Raw genomic sequence first — 16,857 nt, 5'->3', positions numbered from 1 at the left:
GCGAGGGGGAGACAGCAGATGGCCAGCTTTTTGCTCAGGCGTTTCATTGCAATGATTGCCACGATCTTAACCATTACGACTTTAACATTTATTTTGATGAAGGTCATTCCAGGATCGCCCTTCAATGAAGAACGAAATACAAATGAAACCGTCCAACGAAACCTCGAAAGCTACTATCACTTAGACGAACCACTTTATGTTCAATATGTCATCTATTTAAAATCCATCGTTACCTTTGATTTTGGTCCTTCCATTAAAAAGCCTTCTGAAAGTGTCAATGATCTATTGGCGAGAGGCTTCCCAGTCTCATTAGAACTTGGTCTTATCTCAATATTGATTGCTGTCATCTCCGGCATCCTGCTAGGGGTTATGGCTGCCCTCCGGCATAATGGTTTGATTGATTATATCGCCATGACCATTGCTGTTTTCGGTATATCCATTCCAAACTTTATCTTTGCTACCTTATTAATTCAGCAGCTTGCTGTGAATTTGAAGCTTTTCCCTACAGCGATGTGGACAAGTCCGATGCATATGGTGCTACCTACAATCGCACTGGCTGTCGGTCCAATGGCTATTATTGCCCGGTTAACGAGATCGAGCATGATTGAAGTGCTGTCGCAGGACTATATTCGCACTGCCAAAGCGAAAGGACTTTCTTCTTTTAAAATTGTGTTTAAACATGCGCTTCGGAATGCGCTTTTACCCGTTGTGACCATTCTTGGAACACTTGTCGCAAGTATTTTAACAGGAAGTTTTGTTATTGAAAAAATATTTGCCATTCCTGGAATGGGAAAATACTTTGTCGAGAGTATTAACAACCGTGATTACCCTGTGATCATGGGTACCACTGTTTTTTACAGCATTATTTTAATCACACTTCTTTACATTGTAGATGTGGCGTATCGTCTGCTTGATCCAAGGATTCAGCTGCATCAGAAAGGAGGAAAGGCATGAGTGTACACCTTCAGCACGATCAACCGAATCGAAACCATGAAGTGCCGGATGAATGGTTTTCTCCTAGGGAGCAAAAGAAGACTGAAGCCCATGCCATTAAAAGACCCTCTCTTTCGTACTGGGCAGATACATGGAGACGGCTAAAGCAAAATAAGCTCGCGATGTTTAGTCTATCAGTGCTGATCTTTCTTTTTATGATGGCGGTCTTAGGTCCGCTGCTTGCCCCAAATAGTGTGACAGAGCAGCGTCTTTCGATGCAAAATCTACCGCCCTCTGCTGCTCACTGGTTTGGAACGGATGAGCTTGGACGAGATGTGTTCACGCGTACATGGTACGGAGCACGCATTTCGTTATTTGTAGGTGTGATGGCAGCCCTCATTGATTTTGCCATCGGCGTGATTTATGGCGGTATTGCTGGCTATAAGGGCGGGAGATATGACCATGTCATGATGCGAATCGTCGAGGTACTCTACGGTCTTCCTTATCTACTCGTCGTCATTTTATTGATGGTGCTCATGGGGCCCGGGCTTGTCACCATTATTGTAGCACTCACTGTCACAGGTTGGATTGGAATGGCGAGAATCGTGAGAGGTCAGGTTCTTCAGCTGAAAAGCCAGGAATATGTCCTTGCCTCGAAAACCTTTGGTGCAAAAAGCCTGCGAATCATCCGCCGGAACTTACTGCCGAATACGATGGGGCCGATTATCGTCCAGATGACTTTGACTGTGCCGACAGCGATATTTGCCGAAGCGTTCCTAAGCTTTCTCGGTTTAGGAATCCAGGCACCGTTTGCAAGCTGGGGCGTGATGGCCAATGATGCTTTGCCAACTGTGCTGTCAGACAATGGTCACTGGTGGCGTTTGTTCTTCCCTGCATTTTTTATTTCACTTACGATGTTTTGTTTTAACAATTTAGGTGATGGCTTGCAAGATGCGCTTGATCCAAAGATGAAGAGGTGATGGCGCTTTGAAAAAAGTTCTTCAAATTATCGATCTGCATGTCAGCTTTCGGACATATGGCGGATCGGTTCAAGCGGTACGCGGGGTGAATGTGGATGTGTATGAAAAAGAAACCCTTGCCATTGTTGGAGAATCAGGCTGCGGAAAAAGTGTGACGTCACAAAGCATCATGCGGCTTCTTCCGGCATACAGCGCTCATGTAGATCAGGGGGAAATTTGGTTTCGTGACCGTAACTTGCTTTCTTTATCTGAAAAAGAAATGCGTGCCATCCGTGGTGTCGATATCTCTATGATCTTCCAAGATCCGATGACCGCATTGAACCCGACTTTGACAATAGGGGATCAGCTGATGGAAGCAGCGAAGGAGCATCAGAAGCTGACAAAAAAAGAAGTGAAAGAAGCCGCCATTCGGATGCTTGATTTGGTTGGCATTCCGCAGCCGAAGGAGAGACTAAAGCAATATCCACATCAGTTCAGCGGCGGAATGAGACAACGGCTCATGATTGCAATGGCACTGATTTGCGAGCCTAAGGTGCTGATAGCAGATGAACCGACAACCGCCCTAGATGTCACCATACAGGCGCAAATTTTAGAGCTATTTAAAGAGATTCAGAAGAAAACAGGTGTCACCATTATCTTAATCACGCACGATTTAGGGGTTGTAGCTCAAGTCGCAGATCGAGTGGCTGTGATGTACGGAGGGAAAATGGTTGAGGTCGGCACAAGACAGGATATCTTTTACAGTCCGCAGCACCCGTACACAAAAGGACTGCTGCAATCCGTTCCAAGACTTGATATGAAAGATGAACTCATTCCAATTGAAGGAAGCCCGCCGGATTTATTTGCTCCACCGAAAGGCTGTCCGTATACAGAGCGCTGCCCGGCAGCCATGAAAGTGTGTGATCATATCATGCCGCATGAAACGCAGCGTTCACCTACTCATACAGTGCATTGCTGGCTCCAGGATGAGCGAGCAAAACAAACGATTTTATCTGTAACACAAAGGGGGAGTATCTCATGAGAAAAAAAGGTTGGATCGTCAGTGTATGTTTGTTATCTATGATGCTACTCATTGGATGTACAGCCAATGAGCAAGCAGGCAAAGGATCGTCAAGCAATAAGGTTGAAAATAAAGTGTTAACAATAAATAACGAAAACGAACCAACATCGTTTGATCCGCCGATTGGCTTTAATAATGTATCCTGGCAAGGGCTGAATAACTTAATGGAGGGGCTAACGAGACTGAATGAAAAGCACGAACCATCTGCTGCCATGGCGGAAAAATGGGAAATTTCCGAGGATGGGAAAACGTACACGTTTCATTTACGAGATGGCATCAAGTGGTCGAATGGTGATCCAGTCAAAGCGAGCGACTTTGAATATGCTTGGAAGCGGCTGTTAGATCCGAAAACAGGATCTTCTGCATCGTTCTTAGCATACATGATTGAAGGAGGCGAGGCATTTAACAGCGGCAAAGGAAAGAAAGAAGACGTGAAAGTCACCGCTGTAAATGACAAAATGCTTGAAGTCCAACTTGCGTACCCGCAGAAATCTTTCTTAAATATGACAGCAAATCCTGCCTTTTTTCCTGTGAATGAGAAAGTGGCAGAGAAAGATCCGAACTGGGCGAAGGATGCCAAAACCTTTGTCGGGAATGGACCGTTTAAGCTCACAGAGTGGAAGCATGACGAGAGCTTCACAATGGAAAAAAGTGAGACGTATTGGGACAAAAAAACGGTTAAGCTGGATCAAGTGAAATGGCTGATGATCAGTGATCGAAACACAGACTATCAAATGTATCAATCAGGAGATTTAGATACTGCCTTTGTCCCAGCAGAGCAAAGTGAAAATCTGCTGAAAAATAAAGATGTCCAAATTGAAGATCAGGCCGGACTGTTCTTTTATCGTCTGAATGTGAACATGGAACCTTTTCAAAATAAGAACATTCGCAAAGCCTTTCAAATGGCGATCAACCCGCAAGATATTGTGGATTATGTAACGAAAAATGAAGAGAAGCCAGCACGCGCCTTCGTTTCGCCGGGAATTCTAGATTCAAAGGGTGAGGATTTCAGAGAAGCTGGCGGCGATCTTGTGAAAAATGATACGAGTGAAGCCGCGAAGCTGTTAGAAAAAGGGCTAAAAGAAGAGAACTATTCAAAGCTGCCGCCCGTCACATTAACATATAGTACAAAGCCTGAGAACAAGAAAAAAGCTGAAGCGATCCAGCAACAGTTAAAAGAAGCGCTAGGTGTAGACGTGAAGCTTGCGAACATGGAAGCGAATGTGTTTGCAGAAGATCAAAAGGCACTGAAATTCCAATTCTCGCAAAGTTCATTTTTAGCAGACTATGCAGATCCGATCAATTTCCTAGAGAGCTTCCAAACAGGAAATGCGATGAACCGGACAGGATGGTCAAACGACACCTATGATCAGTTGATCAAGAAGGCGAGCCAAGAAGCAGATGAACAAACGAGAAACGACACCCTTCATGATGCGGAGGCACTTCTCATTGAAGAAGCACCGATTATTCCAATCCATTTTTATAACCAAGTACATCTACAAAAAGAAGGTGTGAAGGGCATTGTCCGTCACCCTGTTGGTTATATCGATTTGAAATGGGCACAAGTAGATGGAGAGTAAATGAAGTAAATGTGGTAAAGGGACGCTTTGAAAAAAGCGTCTCAGCGTGTAGACAAACCCTCGCATTCGTTGTCAGTCCTGCGTGCCGGTGCTCACGAATATTTCATTCGCTCCGCCCCGGTACTCGTCCTTCCTAGACTTCAAGGGCTTTCTATCACGCTGAAAAGAAACAAAGTGCTAAAATAAAGATCATTTTAGCACTTTGTCAACAATCTGGGACGCTTTGAAAAAAGCGTCTGTTCCTTTAATCGTTCATGTTATGAAGAAGATGCCCATAGATTGAAAGAAAAAGAGAAAGAGGGGATATGGCATGAATCAGCTGCCAGCTGCACTTCAAACAGGGGATACGGTGGGGATTATTGCACCAGCAAGCCCGCCTGATGAGCTGAAATTAGCAAAAGGGATTGCCTTTTTAGAAAGCCTTGGGCTGAAGGTGAAAAAAGGGAAGTATATCGACGACCGGTATGGGTATTTAGCAGGTCATGATCATAAGCGAGTAGAAGATCTTCATCGCATGTTTCAAGATCCCGAAGTGAAGGCTGTGATTTGTGCTTGCGGAGGATACGGGACTGGAAGAATCGCGGAAGCCATTGATTATGACCTCATTCGCCGGAACCCAAAAATCTTTTGGGGCTATAGCGATATTACGTTTTTACATACGGCGATCCAGCAGCAGACAGGTCTTGTGACCTTTCATGGCCCGATGCTTGCCTCTGATGTGGGATGTGAGGAGGTCCATCCGTATACGAAGGATACTTTTTTGCAGCTGTTCACTCCAAGGACCTTTACGTATACGCATCACCTGTCACCTCTCCATACCTTCTATCACGGCACTGCCTCAGGCGAAATCACAGGAGGGAACCTTGCCCTCATCGTGACAACACTTGGTACACCATTTGAGATCGATACGAAGGGGAAGCTTTTGTTCATTGAAGATATTGACGAAGAACCATATAAAATCGATCGAATGATGCAGCACCTTACATCTGCTGGAAAATTAGAGGAAGCGGCTGGATTCATCATTGGGGATTTTCATCTATGTGAGCCAAAAAAGAAAGAGCAGTCCTTAACGCTGGAAGAGCTATGGGAGACCTATATTGTGCCGCAAAAGAAACCTGCACTTGGCGGCTTTCGGATCGGTCATTCATCTCCGAACTTTGCCATCCCAATAGGCACACAGGCTGTATTAGATGCGACAGGAAAAAAACTGCACATTTCTCCGGGTGTCGCTGCAAAAGAGGCGATCAAATGAAAATCGTAGATGTTCGTACATGCAGAACGAATGTACCGCTAAAGAAGCCGTTCAAAACCGCTTTAAGAACGGTGTATGACGCAGCATCTCTGATCGTCATCATCACATATGATCAAGGTGATATCAGCTACGGAGAAGCAGTTCCAACATCGGTGATTACTGGTGAAACGCTAGAAAGCATTGACTATGCCATCTGTGAAGTGATCAGGCCGATCTTGCTTGGGACTTCATTGTCGCAATATGAACAAATCTTTTCAGCTATAGACCGTGTGCTCGCTAGGAACACAAGTGCAAAGGCTGCAATTGATATGGCGATTTATGATGGCTTAGCGAAACAGGCAGGGCTTCCGCTTTATCAATACCTTGGCGGTTATCGCGATCAGCTTGAAACCGATTATACGGTCAGTGTCAACCGGCCGCTAGAGATGGCGGAAGATGCGAAGCAATATGTAGCTGAAGGCTTTCCTACTTTAAAGATAAAAGTAGGAAAAGATGACATAGACACTGATATTCAGCGCATCAAGCGGATTCGAGAAAAAGTCGGGCCGGATATTCAAATCAGGCTCGACGCGAACCAGGGCTGGACGTGGAAGGAAGCGATCGTGGCCATTCGGAAAATGGAGGCGCTGAATATCGAATTAGTTGAGCAACCAGTGCCTAAAGAAGACATCGAAGGCCTGCGCCGGGTGACAGAAGCAACAGACACGTTGATTATGGCGGATGAAAGCATTTTCGGATTCCATGATGCAATCAAGGTGCTTGAAACGAGAAGCTGTGATCTGCTGAATTTAAAATTAATGAAATCAGGCGGTATAAAAGAAGCACTGAAAATCAATGGTTTAGCAGAAGCTTACGGCGTAAAGTGCATGGTTGGCAGTATGATTGAGACCAAACTTGGTATTACAGCAGCCGCTCATCTCGCCGCAAGCCAGCAGAATATTACCCGCTACGACTTTGATGCCCCGCTTTTGCTAAAAGAGGACTTAATAGACGGAGGAATCGTGTACAAAGGAAAAGATATATTCTTTCCGCCACATCATGGGTTAGGCATTCAAGGAGTGAAAGGAGTCTCGTGATGATATATGAATCAAAGGTTCCAGTCGCGAATGTATGGACAGCGCCGCAGTCGCCAAGAGAAATCGATCGGAAGATTCTTCAGGGCTCCGTCAAAATCAAAGAGTGGATTGACCAGCAAACGTATGAAGAAAAATTGGCTTTATGTGAAGAAAATCTGATTCAATCGCAAGTGCTGCTCGGCGAACGAGTCATTGGATTAAAAGAGACAGACGGGTGGATGAGAGTCGTAATCCCTCAGCAGGCAAGCCGGAAACATCCGCAAGGCTACCCTGGCTATATCCCTGTTCAGCAATTAAAGCAAGTAACGGAGGAGGGTGCGCCAGCTACAACCCATGTCGTAGATCAGAAAAAAGCCGTGTTATATCAAAAAGGGAAAGAGGATATGGAGGTTAGTTTTTTAACAGAGCTGGCAGTGGTTGAAGAAGCCAGTGATCATTTTCATGTTCTTACCCCAGTAGGAAGAAGAGAAATCAAAAAAGAGGATGTGCGTTCGGTTTCGTTACCTTTCACTATGACCGGAAAGGATGCTTTAGACATTGGAAAACAATTTATCGGGCTTTCGTATTTATGGGGCGGCATGAGCAGCTTTGGCTACGACTGTTCCGGTTTTGCTTACAGCATGTACAAAGCGTGCGGATATCTTTTGCCAAGAGACGCAAGTGATCAAGCAGTTCAAGGAACCCCGGTCACATCAAGCGATTTAGAACAAGGTGATCTGATGTTTTTTGCAAATGAAAACGGCAAGGGAGCTGTTCGCCATGTTGGGATATATGCGGGAGATGGCCTCATGCTTCACTCGCCTAAAACCGGCAAACAAATTGAGCTTCTTTCCCTTTCTGGCACTTCATATGAGAGAGAATGGGCAGGTGCAAGGCGGTATTTGCCAAACGAAAGGGGGAAGGTGTGATGGCAGTTGAACCACTTTTACAAGTTAGCAATCTAAAAAAACATTTTCATCTAGCCAAAGGAAGAACCTTAAAAGCATTAGACGGCGTTTCTTTTCAGCTGAAACAAGGCGAAACCTTTGGTCTCGTTGGCGAGTCCGGCTGCGGCAAATCCACACTTGGAAAGGTGCTCATGCGGCTTTACGACCCGACAGATGGCGAAGCCTTGTATGAAGGAAAAAGTCTTCACCACCTGTCTAAAAGAGAAGCATTTGATTTCAATAGACAAATCCAAATGGTGTTTCAAGATCCGTATTCATCTTTAAACCCAAGGCTGTCAGTAAAAGATATTATGCTGGAACCGATGGAGATCCATAACCTTTATGGGAGTCAAAAGAAAAGGATCGCCCGCGTGAAAGAACTACTTGAAGCGGTAGGGCTAAGCTATGATTTCGCCACCCGCTATCCGCATGAATTTAGCGGAGGACAGAGGCAGAGAATAGGAATTGCAAGAGCACTTGCCTTAGCGCCAAAATTTATTGTGGCAGATGAGCCGATTTCTGCACTAGATGTATCCGTTCAAGCGCAGGTCGTGAATTTGCTGAAAAAGCTGCAAAAAGAGGAAGGATTAACGTTTCTATTCATTGCGCATGATTTGTCTATGGTCAAATATATTAGCGATCGAATTGGTGTGATGTATTTAGGACATCTCGTGGAAATGACCAGTAGTGATGCTTTATATAAGACGCCGCTGCATCCGTATACACAGGCTCTGCTATCTGCTATCCCGATTCCAGATCCTGACGTGGAGGACAAGCGCAAAAGATTCATTTTAAAAGGAGAAATTCCAAGTCCAGTGAACCCGCCAAGCGGCTGTGTATTTCGAACAAGATGTCCTGCCGCCATGGACGTCTGTGCTGAAAAAAAACCGACATTACAAGCAGCGGAAGAAGGACATGAAGTTGCCTGTCATTTATACGATAGAAAATAAAGCCATGAAAATAGGACAAGTCGCAAAAAAGCCAGCAAGTAAACTAGCTGGCTTTTTTGTAATTATGAACGCCGAATAGGCAGTGTGCAGCATCGAAAAGAGCCGCCAGATTTAATAATTTCTGAAAAATCCACTTCAATGACGGTGTACCCATGAGCGGTTAATGCAGCATTTGTTTCTTGATTGATGGGCAAGCTGATCACTTTTTTCTGCCCAATGGATAAAACATTTGGTCCAAGTGTGAATTGCTCTTGTTCACTTATTTCAATCAGGTCATAATGCTTTTTGAGCAAGTGAAGATCCTCTTTGGTGAAGGCTTCAGGGTAAATCAATATCTCCTCATGAGAAAGAATATTCATTACACAATCGAGGTGCAAAATATGAGAAGGAAGATGAATGGGAAAGATGTCGTGATTCGGCAGTTCTTTTTTTAGCTGATGGATAGCGGCTGGATTTGTTCTTTTGCTCGTTCCAACAAATACGCGGGTCTGATCCACAAGCACATCGCCGCCTTCAATTGTTCCTTCTGTCAGGGTGACGGATGTCCATCCCTTTGCCTGAGCCCACTCTTTTAAGGATTGTTCTTCTCCTTGTCGAACCGGAGCGGCCATGTTTGACACAAATAAGGTATGTCCAATCATAAACCCAATATCCCGAGTGAAGACTTGTTCAGGGAAGCGGTCATTTGCAGGAAGCAGGGTAGGCCGTACATGATGGTGTTTTAACGTTTGAATCAGCTGCTTATGCTGAGCCACTGCTTTGATTTGAGAAATATTTTCTCTAGCAAAATGCTTTTGGGTTTCGTTGATGATTTGTTTGATTTCCATATAGATAGGGCTACACAAGAGGACTTCTTGTAAATCATCATATTCACTCATACAGTGCGGTGTTTTGTACACTTTCTCTGATTTCATAGAATCCATCAAATGGCCTCCTTGTTCGTAGATAGTTCTATTATTCCTCCTTCTAGTAAATGTTGAAACATTTCCGAAAGAAAATCTCTCATGTGAGACTAAAGCAAAAAGTTTAGACAAACCTAAAAGAATAGTGTTTAATAAAAAGCGTTCCGCATCAAAGAAATCAGCAAGAAGGGGCTATGATGATGAGTGAAGAAAATTTCAAGTATTGTAAAGAATCAAAAGTCGTTAAAACAAGCAGGGTTTTCCCTCTCGATACGAATAACCATCAAACATTATTTGGCGGTAAATTAATGAGTTATATAGATGATATTGCCTCCATCTCGGCAGCAAGACACAGCCGATGTGAAACGGTCACGGCATCAATGGATTCAGTTGATTTTTTAGAGCCGATTGGACAAAAGGAGTCGGTATGTTTAGAGTCCTATGTCACATGGGTCGGCACGTCTTCTATGGAAGTGTTCGTCAAGGTCATCAAAGAAAACTTGATGTCTGGAGAGCGCAGACTCGCAGCGACTTCATTTCTTACCTTTGTCTCGTTAGATGAAAACGGGAAGCCAAAGAAAGTCCCACAAGTCATGCCGGAAACAGAGGAAGAAATCATGCTGCATCAAACAGCGAAGCAGCGAGCAGAGGAAAGAAAAAGCCGCCGAAAGCATAGTAAAGCATTGGCTGACGCACTTGGGACAGATAAACCATGGGCGTAAAAATCACCCTTTAAGCGGTGATTTTTTTCTATCATGGTATCTTGCATGGCAAGATAGTGTGTGTTAAGATGAAGCTATCTTGTGATACAAGATACTGAAATCGGAGGATCAATGATGACAACATCAACACAAATGCTAAAAGGAATTTTAGAAGGCTGCCTGCTGTCGATTATTTCTGAAGGTGAAATTTATGGGTATGAAATGACGAAGAAGCTCGCGCATTATGGGTTTGATCAAATTAGTGAAGGAAGTATTTATCCGATTCTGCTGCGTATGCAAAAAGAACAGCTAGTGAGCACTGTCACAAAAGCATCCTCAAGTGGACCGAAAAGGAAATACTATACGCTCACTCAAGCGGGAGAACAAGTGCTAACAGATTTTATCGCACGCTGGAATGAGCTGTCAGGAAATGTAGAGCGCTTATTACATAAAGGGAAGTGAGAATATGGTATCAAAAGAAACAAGACACATCTTACTAGAGCTGAAACTCTATCTCATATCAAAGGGGAAAAATCAGGACGACATTGACGAGCTGATGGATGAACTGACGACACACGCTGTCGACGCTGAAAAAGATGGTAAAACAGGTGAGGATGTGTTCGGCGGAGATCCGCGGGGCTTTGCTGACGAGTTAGCAAAAGAGCTTTCTAGAAATTATAAAGACTGGGTTCCGTTTGTCAGTGCTTTTTTAATTGGATCGCTCTTTTACATGATTTTAGCAGACGCCATCAGTCAAAGTTTATCGTATTCTTGGTATGCACTCATTGGTTATCCGCTGATTATAGTGGCCAATGTCATCATGACCATTGTGATGTTTAGAGCGTCTGCTTTTCAAACAAGCAGGAGGGCTTTTTTTTACTTTTGGATATTAGGTGTTTTTCAGATGACCGCCATGATCACAGTGAAATTATTGGATCAAAAACTTGGCACACCCTTACTTGTGCTTACCTCGAGTCAAAGATGGGGCGTCATTCTTCTTATGCTGCTGTGTATTGTCTTATTTAATGCAATATTAAAAGCGAATATGGTGTCGCTGATTCCGCTGATCTTCTTCGGACCGCAGCTTCTATTCGAATGGATTGGATGGACATCGCCTCTGATGCTTCTTTCCACAAGTCTGCTCTCCATTGTCATTTTAGTTTTGCTCACGATCACTTTTTTAAGGAAAACAAACAAGAAAAATGAACATTCAATGTAAGCATAGCACATCCTAAACGATGTGCTTTTCTTTTTCTAAAAAAATGTAGAAATGGAATCATGTTTTTCTTTACAATGGGAAGAGGACAAAAATGAAAAGGGGTTCTGTTTTTGGATATCGTATGGGGATATGTACTTGTTTTTGTATTGGCTGCTTTGCCTTTTTTTGAAGTGGTTGGTGTCGTTCCACTGGCGATCTTAAGTGGACTGCATCCTGTAACAACGGCGATTATTGGATTCATCGGCAACTTTCTTACAGTCTTGCTTCTTATTGTCTTCGTTGACCGGTTTAAAGCATGGCGGTTGAAGAGAAAAGAAGAGAAAAGTGATGAAAAAGGGGAGAAAAAGCAGCTACGGGCCAGAAAGATTTGGGAACGATATGGTCTTCCTGGTCTTGCGCTCGTCGGTCCTTTTATCATCGGCAGTCATTTAGCGGCATTTATGTGTATGAGCTTCGGTACGAAAAGAAAACAAGTGGCGGTGTGGATGACGGTTAGCTTAATGATGTGGACGGCGCTAGCAGCTAGTTTAACAGGCGCAGGCTTCCATTACTTTGCCCCGGATTCAAATGGATTGTTCGGAGATATCTTTCAGAGGTAGAGCGAAGGGAGGATAACAGATGAAACATCAAACGCGGACAGTGCTCGAAACAGAGCGCCTTAGACTTAGAACAATGGATGAGCATGATGCGAAATTCTTATACGAAATGTTGTTCCAAGATGAAGAAGTCATGAAGTATTATCCTTCTTTAAAGGATGAAAAGCAGACGAAAGAGTGGATTGCCTGGAATCAAAAAAATGACCGCATGTACCATACCTCCCTGTGGATCATTGAAGATAAAGAAACGAAGGAACCGCTTGGGCAAAGCGGAATTGTGCTGCAAAACATCGAAGGACAAACGGAGCTTGAAATCGGCTATATGCTAAAGAGAGCGGCGTGGGGAAATGGGTATGCTGCTGAGGCTGCAAAAGGCTGTCTGACTTATGGTTTTGAAGAAATGAAGGTCAGACGGATGGTGAGCTTAATTCGTCCTGAGAATGAAGCGTCGGTGAAGGTCGCTTTAAAATTGGGCATGGAAAAAGAAAAAACCATTTCAAAATGGGATCAAATCATTGATGTATACAGCATCACCCGTGACGGAGAAAACGGCTCGCTTAACCAATAAAGAGAGCCGTTTTTTCTTTTATACAAGCTGTTCTAACTGAAGTAAATATTTCTTGCGTTCGACTCCGCCGCCGTATCCACCGAGCTCACCACTTGTTTGAATGACGCGGTGGCATGGAATGATGATTGCCATTTGATTGGCACCATTTGCATTGCCAACCGCGCGAACCAAGTGCGGATCGCCAAGCATATTGGCAATGTCTCTATATGATCTTGTTTCACCTGCTGGAATACGTGAGAGTATGTCCCACACCTTCATTTGAAAAGGGGTGCCATGTAAGGAAAGTGGCACAGTAAACTTGGTAAGCTTTTTCTCAAAATATAAGGCCAATTCCTTTGCCAATTGCTGATGGACGTTTGTTTCTCCAACTAAAATGCGGGCATGATGCTTCTTTCTTAATGTTTCAATTTCTTTTTCGAGTCCCCGCCTGTCCATAAATTCCAGTAAATACACATGTGTGGCATCTGTCACGCTGATCATCCGCCCGACCGGTGTGGAAATAAAATTAGCATAGAGAATGTTAATCTGCGCTTTTTTAGGGGGATTCCCCATGATTTTCGTAAATGCATCATTGAAGGCACTTGAAGATTCATAGCCGAAGGTGACCTGCTGATCGATCACTTTTTTTCCGTTCAAAATTTCTTTAAAGGCAAGTCCCATTCGGCGTGATCTTGCATATTGAACAAAGGTCATGCCGTAAATGTCTTTAAATTTTCTTCGAGCTGTGGCAGAGTGAATCCCTAATTGGCGAAAGTCCTCTTCCTTCCAGCGTTTCTCAGGATTTTTTTCTACTGCTGAAACGAGTGTTTTGACTTCTTCGGGAATGCTGTTAGGGTATGTTAATGGTGTGCAGCGCTTGCATGGACGATACCCTGCCAGCAGTGCTTCCTCCGCGGTAAAGAAAAACTCACAGTTTTCATATTTTGGCTTTCTAGCCGTACATGTGGCATGACAGAAGATACCAGTTGTCTTAATACAGGCAAAGAATGTGCCGTCATATTGCGGATTCTTGTCAACAAGTGCTTGATAAAATTCATGTTTTTGTTCATCGGTCATCATCATATGAATCCACCTCTTGATTTCCTATAAAATGTTTTTCAGCATTGTTTGGGCCGAGACAACGGATGATCTGTATATGCAGCATCCTAAAGTTGAACGTTCATCACATCAATCTTATTTCATTATACCAGCGGTGTGATCGTTCCTCTAACGTCTGAGCATTTCTTGCTGCTCTCTTTGTGTTGGGTATGGATTGGCGTACCTGTGCTTTGAGGAATGCGGAATGTGTCTAAACCTGATCCTTCTTCCTCGTATAACAATCAAGCAATGCAAGTAGCATAAATATGTCAATTTCCACCTTTTCTCATTATTGATGTCCTGTTTTAGTTCATAACTTTAGTTGTTTCTGTTTCATTTCTTCATAAAATGTTTCGACTTCTTGTTCGTAAAGAACGGTTTCCATGTCCTTATATTTACGCTTGATCGTCAATGTAATAAAAAATAAATGGATGGTCATATACGCTCATTTCCCTTCAGTTCGCAGCACGCGAAATAGCCCGCAAATCTTCTTTATCAGTAGACCTGTTTCTAACACTTAGTATACGGCGGTCCCATAAAATTTCTTTCGAAAAATGAACAAGTATATTTGAATGAGAAGGTAAAGCAGTAGACCGGCATACTGGGGTGTGATACAATTTTTCCATACAGAATCTGCTCTATGGCAGGTCTGCTTATAATGAATTGGTTTTCTAGGGTTCCGTGCGGCGACGTAGTCTGGACCGAGAGAAAACACATAGGATCTTTAGAATAGATCATATGGACACGGAGGGATAAAAGCCCGGGAGATTTGATCAAACGATCGATTTCCGGGCTTTTTTGTTGCTTGAAATTGGTCAGAAAGGAAGAGATCGGATGAAATGGGGAAGTGTATTCATTGCGGCTATATTTGAAGTCGGCTGGGTGATGGGATTGAAATATGCCCACTCGCTTCTTGAATGGAGCGCAACCATCGTTTGTATTATCGTGAGCTTTTATTTACTCATAAAAGCAACAAGTGTGCTGCCAGTTGGCACACTTTATGCCGTCTTTACCGGGCTTGGAACAGCAGGTACCGTTACCTTAGGCATGGTACTTGGTGAGCCGGTTCAGCTAGTTAAAGTACTGCTGATCATGATGCTTTTGTGCGGTGTATTAGGATTGAAACTGACAACGGGTGAAAAGAAAGGGGAGGCTGAATCGTGAGCTGGCTTTTACTCATTGGGGCAGGCATCTTAGAAATGCTTTGTGTCACCATGATGAATCAATTCCAGAAAGATCGACATCTGAAATGGGTTTTATTCATTGCAGCTGGATTTTCGCTGTCCTTTCTGATGCTGTCTCTTGCGATGAATACAATTCCGATGGGAACGGCGTATGCCATTTGGACTGGAATTGGAGCTGCAGGAGGCGCCATTGTCGGTATGCTGTTTTACGGTGAGTCGAAAGAGGCGAAACGCATTTTCTTTATCGCACTGATTCTGTCTGCGGCGGTAGGGCTAAAAATCATTGAATAAAAAAAGGCTGGCAAACAGATGCCAGCCTTTTTGTCACATCGAATGATGATTGGAATCGTTTTCATTTTTGCGGTAAAGCTGACTCACAAGCACAAAACATACACCAAACGTGAGTAAAGGAATGAGTCTTTCTCCGGTCATAAAAAGATAAATGCCAGTGATCAGACATACGATGCCGAGCCAAAAGCTCACTTTACCAAACAAAGTCATGCTTTTCATCTCCATCACTCCTTTTGTGATAAAAGGTCTATTCACATTATATCACGCCTGATGCAGAATTGAATGAATATTCAATAAAAAATGCGACTCTCAATTGCTTTTTCTCTTTCCAGTCCAGTATAATATTTCATTAGAATGAAAACGTAAAAGAGGTCATGATACATGAGAACATTGATTACAGAGAAACTTGAATTACACAGACAAAAACACGAGCAAAAAGGAAGATTGCTTGTCAGCTGCCCAGATCAGCCCGGTATTGTGTCAGCTGTATCTACCTTTTTATTTGAGTACGGAGCAAACATCATTGAATCCAGTCAATATACAACAGATCATGAAAGCGGCCGGTTCTTTTTAAGAATTGAATTTGATTGGAAAGACATCTCAGCTAATATTGATCAGCTGAAAAACGGCTTTGAGCCAATTGCTGAATCATTTCAAATGACGTGGAGCATGTCACGCGCAAGTGAGCTCAAAAAGCTGGCGATCTTCGTGTCAAAAGAACTTCATTGCTTACATGAGCTCCTATGGGAATGGCAGAGCGGAAATTTAATGGCTGAAATTGCGGTTGTCATCAGCAATCATGAAACGGCAAAAGATACAGTAGAAGCGCTCGGGATTCCATTCCATCATGTGAAGGCGAATAAAGACATTCGCAAAGAAGCAGAAAAAGAGCAGCTCGACTTATTAGAAGAGTACGATATTGATGCGGTTGTGCTTGCTAGATACATGCAAATTTTAACGCCTGCCTTTATTGAACAGCATCCGAACAAAATCATTAATATTCACCATTCCTTTCTGCCAGCATTTATCGGTGCGAACCCATACAAGCGGGCATATGAGCGGGGTGTCAAATTAATTGGTGCGACTTCTCACTATGTAACAAATGATTTAGATGAAGGGCCGATCATTGAACAGGATATTGAGCGGGTAGATCACCGGGATGATGCAGAGGCACTAAAGAACATTGGTCGTACGATTGAACGAAGTGTACTTGCACGTGCTGTCAAATGGCATCTAGAAGATCGGATTATTGTTCACGAGAATAAAACGATCGTGTTTAATTGACCGCTTGACTTTTCTGAAGCAATTGGTGATAATATAAAAAAATTAACGAGCGTTGAAAAGGAATAGTAAGCAGGAACTGCTGTGTAAAGAGAGCAAATGATATGCTGAAACATTTGCCGCAGACAGCTGCTGAACCTACCCTTTGAGCCTTAGAGGAAAAATCTAAGCGCAGGCCTGGCGTTACAGGAGTTGAGTGGAATAAGCACACGCATGCTTATTCAATGAAGGTGGTACCACGGAAAATCCCTTTTCGTCCTTTAATTAAGGAGAAAAAGGGA

The 16,857-nt window shown here is 43.4% G+C and carries 20 protein-coding genes, 1 riboswitch and 1 other annotated feature; of the genes, 16 read left to right on the top strand and 4 right to left on the bottom strand.

The window, feature by feature from the left end; translation table 11 throughout:
- The first annotated feature begins 18 nt into the window (after nucleotides 1-18).
- The 8 genes from BA70_RS11570 to BA70_RS11535 all read left to right on the top strand — a co-directional run bounded on the left by BA70_RS11570 (nucleotide 19) and on the right by BA70_RS11535 (nucleotide 8,757).
- Complete coding sequence (locus BA70_RS11570; RefSeq protein ID WP_034322257.1) at nucleotides 19-954, top strand: ABC transporter permease; 936 nt, start codon at nucleotides 19-21, stop codon at nucleotides 952-954.
- Complete coding sequence (locus tag BA70_RS11565; protein ID WP_034322254.1) at nucleotides 951-1,913, top strand: ABC transporter permease; 963 nt, start codon at nucleotides 951-953, stop codon at nucleotides 1,911-1,913. Before BA70_RS11570 ends, BA70_RS11565 begins: the two co-directional genes overlap by 4 nt.
- 7 nt (nucleotides 1,914-1,920) lie before the next feature.
- On the top strand, nucleotides 1,921-2,934 hold the full coding sequence (locus tag BA70_RS11560; RefSeq protein ID WP_034322252.1) for an ABC transporter ATP-binding protein: 1,014 nt from the start codon (nucleotides 1,921-1,923) through the stop codon (nucleotides 2,932-2,934).
- Nucleotides 2,931-4,553 carry a peptide ABC transporter substrate-binding protein gene (locus BA70_RS11555; protein WP_034322251.1) on the top strand — a complete coding sequence of 541 codons (1,623 nt, stop codon included), beginning with the start codon at nucleotides 2,931-2,933 and terminating at the stop codon, nucleotides 4,551-4,553. The genes BA70_RS11560 and BA70_RS11555 overlap by 4 nt, the downstream gene beginning before the upstream one ends.
- A gap of 310 nt (nucleotides 4,554-4,863) precedes the next feature.
- Nucleotides 4,864-5,805 carry a S66 peptidase family protein gene (locus BA70_RS11550; protein ID WP_034322249.1) on the top strand — a complete coding sequence of 314 codons (942 nt, stop codon included), beginning with the start codon at nucleotides 4,864-4,866 and terminating at the stop codon, nucleotides 5,803-5,805.
- A complete protein-coding gene (locus tag BA70_RS11545) occupies nucleotides 5,802-6,881 on the top strand; it encodes a dipeptide epimerase (protein ID WP_034322247.1) in 1,080 nt (359 codons plus the stop codon). The genes BA70_RS11550 and BA70_RS11545 overlap by 4 nt, the downstream gene beginning before the upstream one ends.
- Nucleotides 6,881-7,789 (top strand): C40 family peptidase, encoded by a 909-nt coding sequence (locus BA70_RS11540; protein WP_034322246.1) that lies wholly within the window; start codon nucleotides 6,881-6,883, stop codon nucleotides 7,787-7,789. Before BA70_RS11545 ends, BA70_RS11540 begins: the two co-directional genes overlap by 1 nt.
- Nucleotides 7,789-8,757, top strand: coding sequence for an ABC transporter ATP-binding protein (locus tag BA70_RS11535; protein ID WP_034322245.1), 969 nt, complete (start codon nucleotides 7,789-7,791; stop codon nucleotides 8,755-8,757). The genes BA70_RS11540 and BA70_RS11535 overlap by 1 nt, the downstream gene beginning before the upstream one ends.
- 62 nt (nucleotides 8,758-8,819) lie before the next feature.
- Here BA70_RS11535 and BA70_RS11530 read toward each other — a convergent pair whose 3' ends face one another.
- Entirely contained in the window at nucleotides 8,820-9,680 is an 861-nt protein-coding gene (locus BA70_RS11530) for a dimethylarginine dimethylaminohydrolase family protein (protein ID WP_034322243.1), read from the bottom strand.
- A 179-nt stretch (nucleotides 9,681-9,859) separates the two neighbouring features.
- Here BA70_RS11530 and BA70_RS11525 point away from each other — a divergent pair, with 179 nt between their 5' ends.
- The 5 genes from BA70_RS11525 (at nucleotide 9,860) to BA70_RS11505 (ending at nucleotide 12,743) form a co-directional block, all read left to right on the top strand.
- Nucleotides 9,860-10,381: an acyl-CoA thioesterase gene (locus BA70_RS11525; RefSeq protein WP_034322378.1), complete on the top strand. Its 522-nt coding sequence runs from the start codon at nucleotides 9,860-9,862 to the stop codon at nucleotides 10,379-10,381.
- A gap of 114 nt (nucleotides 10,382-10,495) precedes the next feature.
- Entirely contained in the window at nucleotides 10,496-10,822 is a 327-nt protein-coding gene (locus BA70_RS11520) for a PadR family transcriptional regulator (RefSeq protein ID WP_034322240.1), read from the top strand.
- Between the two features lie 4 nt (nucleotides 10,823-10,826).
- Nucleotides 10,827-11,579: an HAAS domain-containing protein gene (locus BA70_RS11515; protein WP_034322237.1), complete on the top strand. Its 753-nt coding sequence runs from the start codon at nucleotides 10,827-10,829 to the stop codon at nucleotides 11,577-11,579.
- A gap of 110 nt (nucleotides 11,580-11,689) precedes the next feature.
- Complete coding sequence (locus BA70_RS11510) at nucleotides 11,690-12,178, top strand: small multi-drug export protein (protein WP_034322235.1); 489 nt, start codon at nucleotides 11,690-11,692, stop codon at nucleotides 12,176-12,178.
- Nucleotides 12,179-12,197: 19 nt separating this feature from the next.
- Nucleotides 12,198-12,743, top strand: a complete 546-nt coding sequence (locus BA70_RS11505; protein ID WP_034322232.1) for a GNAT family N-acetyltransferase — start codon at nucleotides 12,198-12,200, stop codon at nucleotides 12,741-12,743.
- Nucleotides 12,744-12,761: 18 nt separating this feature from the next.
- Here BA70_RS11505 and BA70_RS11500 read toward each other — a convergent pair whose 3' ends face one another.
- Both BA70_RS11500 and BA70_RS19535 read right to left on the bottom strand, forming a co-directional pair.
- Entirely contained in the window at nucleotides 12,762-13,805 is a 1,044-nt protein-coding gene (locus tag BA70_RS11500) for a bifunctional transcriptional activator/DNA repair enzyme AdaA (RefSeq protein WP_034322229.1), read from the bottom strand.
- 325 nt (nucleotides 13,806-14,130) lie between these two features.
- On the bottom strand, nucleotides 14,131-14,259 hold the full coding sequence (locus BA70_RS19535) for a YrzI family small protein (RefSeq protein ID WP_078061711.1): 129 nt from the start codon (nucleotides 14,257-14,259) through the stop codon (nucleotides 14,131-14,133).
- 221 nt (nucleotides 14,260-14,480) lie between these two features.
- A riboswitch (guanidine-I (ykkC/yxkD leader) is annotated at nucleotides 14,481-14,589 on the top strand.
- A gap of 65 nt (nucleotides 14,590-14,654) precedes the next feature.
- Between BA70_RS19535 and BA70_RS11495 the strand changes: the two genes are divergently transcribed.
- Together BA70_RS11495 and BA70_RS11490 are read left to right on the top strand one after the other, a co-directional pair.
- Entirely contained in the window at nucleotides 14,655-14,984 is a 330-nt protein-coding gene (locus tag BA70_RS11495) for a DMT family transporter (RefSeq protein ID WP_034322226.1), read from the top strand.
- Nucleotides 14,981-15,295, top strand: a complete 315-nt coding sequence (locus BA70_RS11490) for a DMT family transporter (RefSeq protein ID WP_034322223.1) — start codon at nucleotides 14,981-14,983, stop codon at nucleotides 15,293-15,295. Before BA70_RS11495 ends, BA70_RS11490 begins: the two co-directional genes overlap by 4 nt.
- Before the next feature lie 33 nt (nucleotides 15,296-15,328).
- Here the strand turns inward: BA70_RS11490 and BA70_RS11485 are convergent, their stop codons facing one another.
- The gene (locus BA70_RS11485; protein ID WP_034322220.1) at nucleotides 15,329-15,514 is read right to left on the bottom strand and encodes a hypothetical protein; all 186 of its coding nucleotides are present in this window, start codon (nucleotides 15,512-15,514) and stop codon (nucleotides 15,329-15,331) included.
- A 162-nt stretch (nucleotides 15,515-15,676) separates the two neighbouring features.
- Between BA70_RS11485 and purU the strand changes: the two genes are divergently transcribed.
- On the top strand, nucleotides 15,677-16,579 hold the full coding sequence (gene purU, locus BA70_RS11480; RefSeq protein ID WP_034322217.1) for a formyltetrahydrofolate deformylase: 903 nt from the start codon (nucleotides 15,677-15,679) through the stop codon (nucleotides 16,577-16,579).
- A gap of 43 nt (nucleotides 16,580-16,622) precedes the next feature.
- Nucleotides 16,623-16,840, top strand: a binding site (T-box leader).
- Nucleotides 16,841-16,857 lie beyond the last annotated feature (17 nt).

It is taken from the genome of Bacillus zhangzhouensis, from assembly GCF_000715205.1.
Lineage (GTDB): Bacteria > Bacillota > Bacilli > Bacillales > Bacillaceae > Bacillus > Bacillus zhangzhouensis.
Note: the sequence above shows the minus strand (reverse complement) of the source record. Positions and strands in the feature narration are given on the sequence as shown.

Coding starts and splice junctions, on each gene's coding strand:
- BA70_RS11570 (WP_034322257.1), top strand. CDS start 19: ATGGCCAGCTTTTTGCTCAGGCGTTTCATTGCAATGATTGCCACGATC.
- BA70_RS11565 (WP_034322254.1), top strand. CDS start 951: ATGAGTGTACACCTTCAGCACGATCAACCGAATCGAAACCATGAAGTG.
- BA70_RS11555 (WP_034322251.1), top strand. CDS start 2,931: ATGAGAAAAAAAGGTTGGATCGTCAGTGTATGTTTGTTATCTATGATG.
- BA70_RS11550 (WP_034322249.1), top strand. CDS start 4,864: ATGAATCAGCTGCCAGCTGCACTTCAAACAGGGGATACGGTGGGGATT.
- BA70_RS11545 (WP_034322247.1), top strand. CDS start 5,802: ATGAAAATCGTAGATGTTCGTACATGCAGAACGAATGTACCGCTAAAG.
- BA70_RS11540 (WP_034322246.1), top strand. CDS start 6,881: ATGATATATGAATCAAAGGTTCCAGTCGCGAATGTATGGACAGCGCCG.
- BA70_RS11535 (WP_034322245.1), top strand. CDS start 7,789: ATGGCAGTTGAACCACTTTTACAAGTTAGCAATCTAAAAAAACATTTT.
- BA70_RS11530 (WP_034322243.1), bottom strand. CDS start 9,680: ATGGATTCTATGAAATCAGAGAAAGTGTACAAAACACCGCACTGTATG.
- BA70_RS11525 (WP_034322378.1), top strand. CDS start 9,860: ATGAGTGAAGAAAATTTCAAGTATTGTAAAGAATCAAAAGTCGTTAAA.
- BA70_RS11520 (WP_034322240.1), top strand. CDS start 10,496: ATGACAACATCAACACAAATGCTAAAAGGAATTTTAGAAGGCTGCCTG.
- BA70_RS11515 (WP_034322237.1), top strand. CDS start 10,827: ATGGTATCAAAAGAAACAAGACACATCTTACTAGAGCTGAAACTCTAT.
- BA70_RS11505 (WP_034322232.1), top strand. CDS start 12,198: ATGAAACATCAAACGCGGACAGTGCTCGAAACAGAGCGCCTTAGACTT.
- BA70_RS11500 (WP_034322229.1), bottom strand. CDS start 13,805: ATGATGATGACCGATGAACAAAAACATGAATTTTATCAAGCACTTGTT.
- BA70_RS19535 (WP_078061711.1), bottom strand. CDS start 14,259: ATGACCATCCATTTATTTTTTATTACATTGACGATCAAGCGTAAATAT.
- BA70_RS11495 (WP_034322226.1), top strand. CDS start 14,655: ATGAAATGGGGAAGTGTATTCATTGCGGCTATATTTGAAGTCGGCTGG.
- BA70_RS11485 (WP_034322220.1), bottom strand. CDS start 15,514: ATGAAAAGCATGACTTTGTTTGGTAAAGTGAGCTTTTGGCTCGGCATC.
- purU (WP_034322217.1), top strand. CDS start 15,677: ATGAGAACATTGATTACAGAGAAACTTGAATTACACAGACAAAAACAC.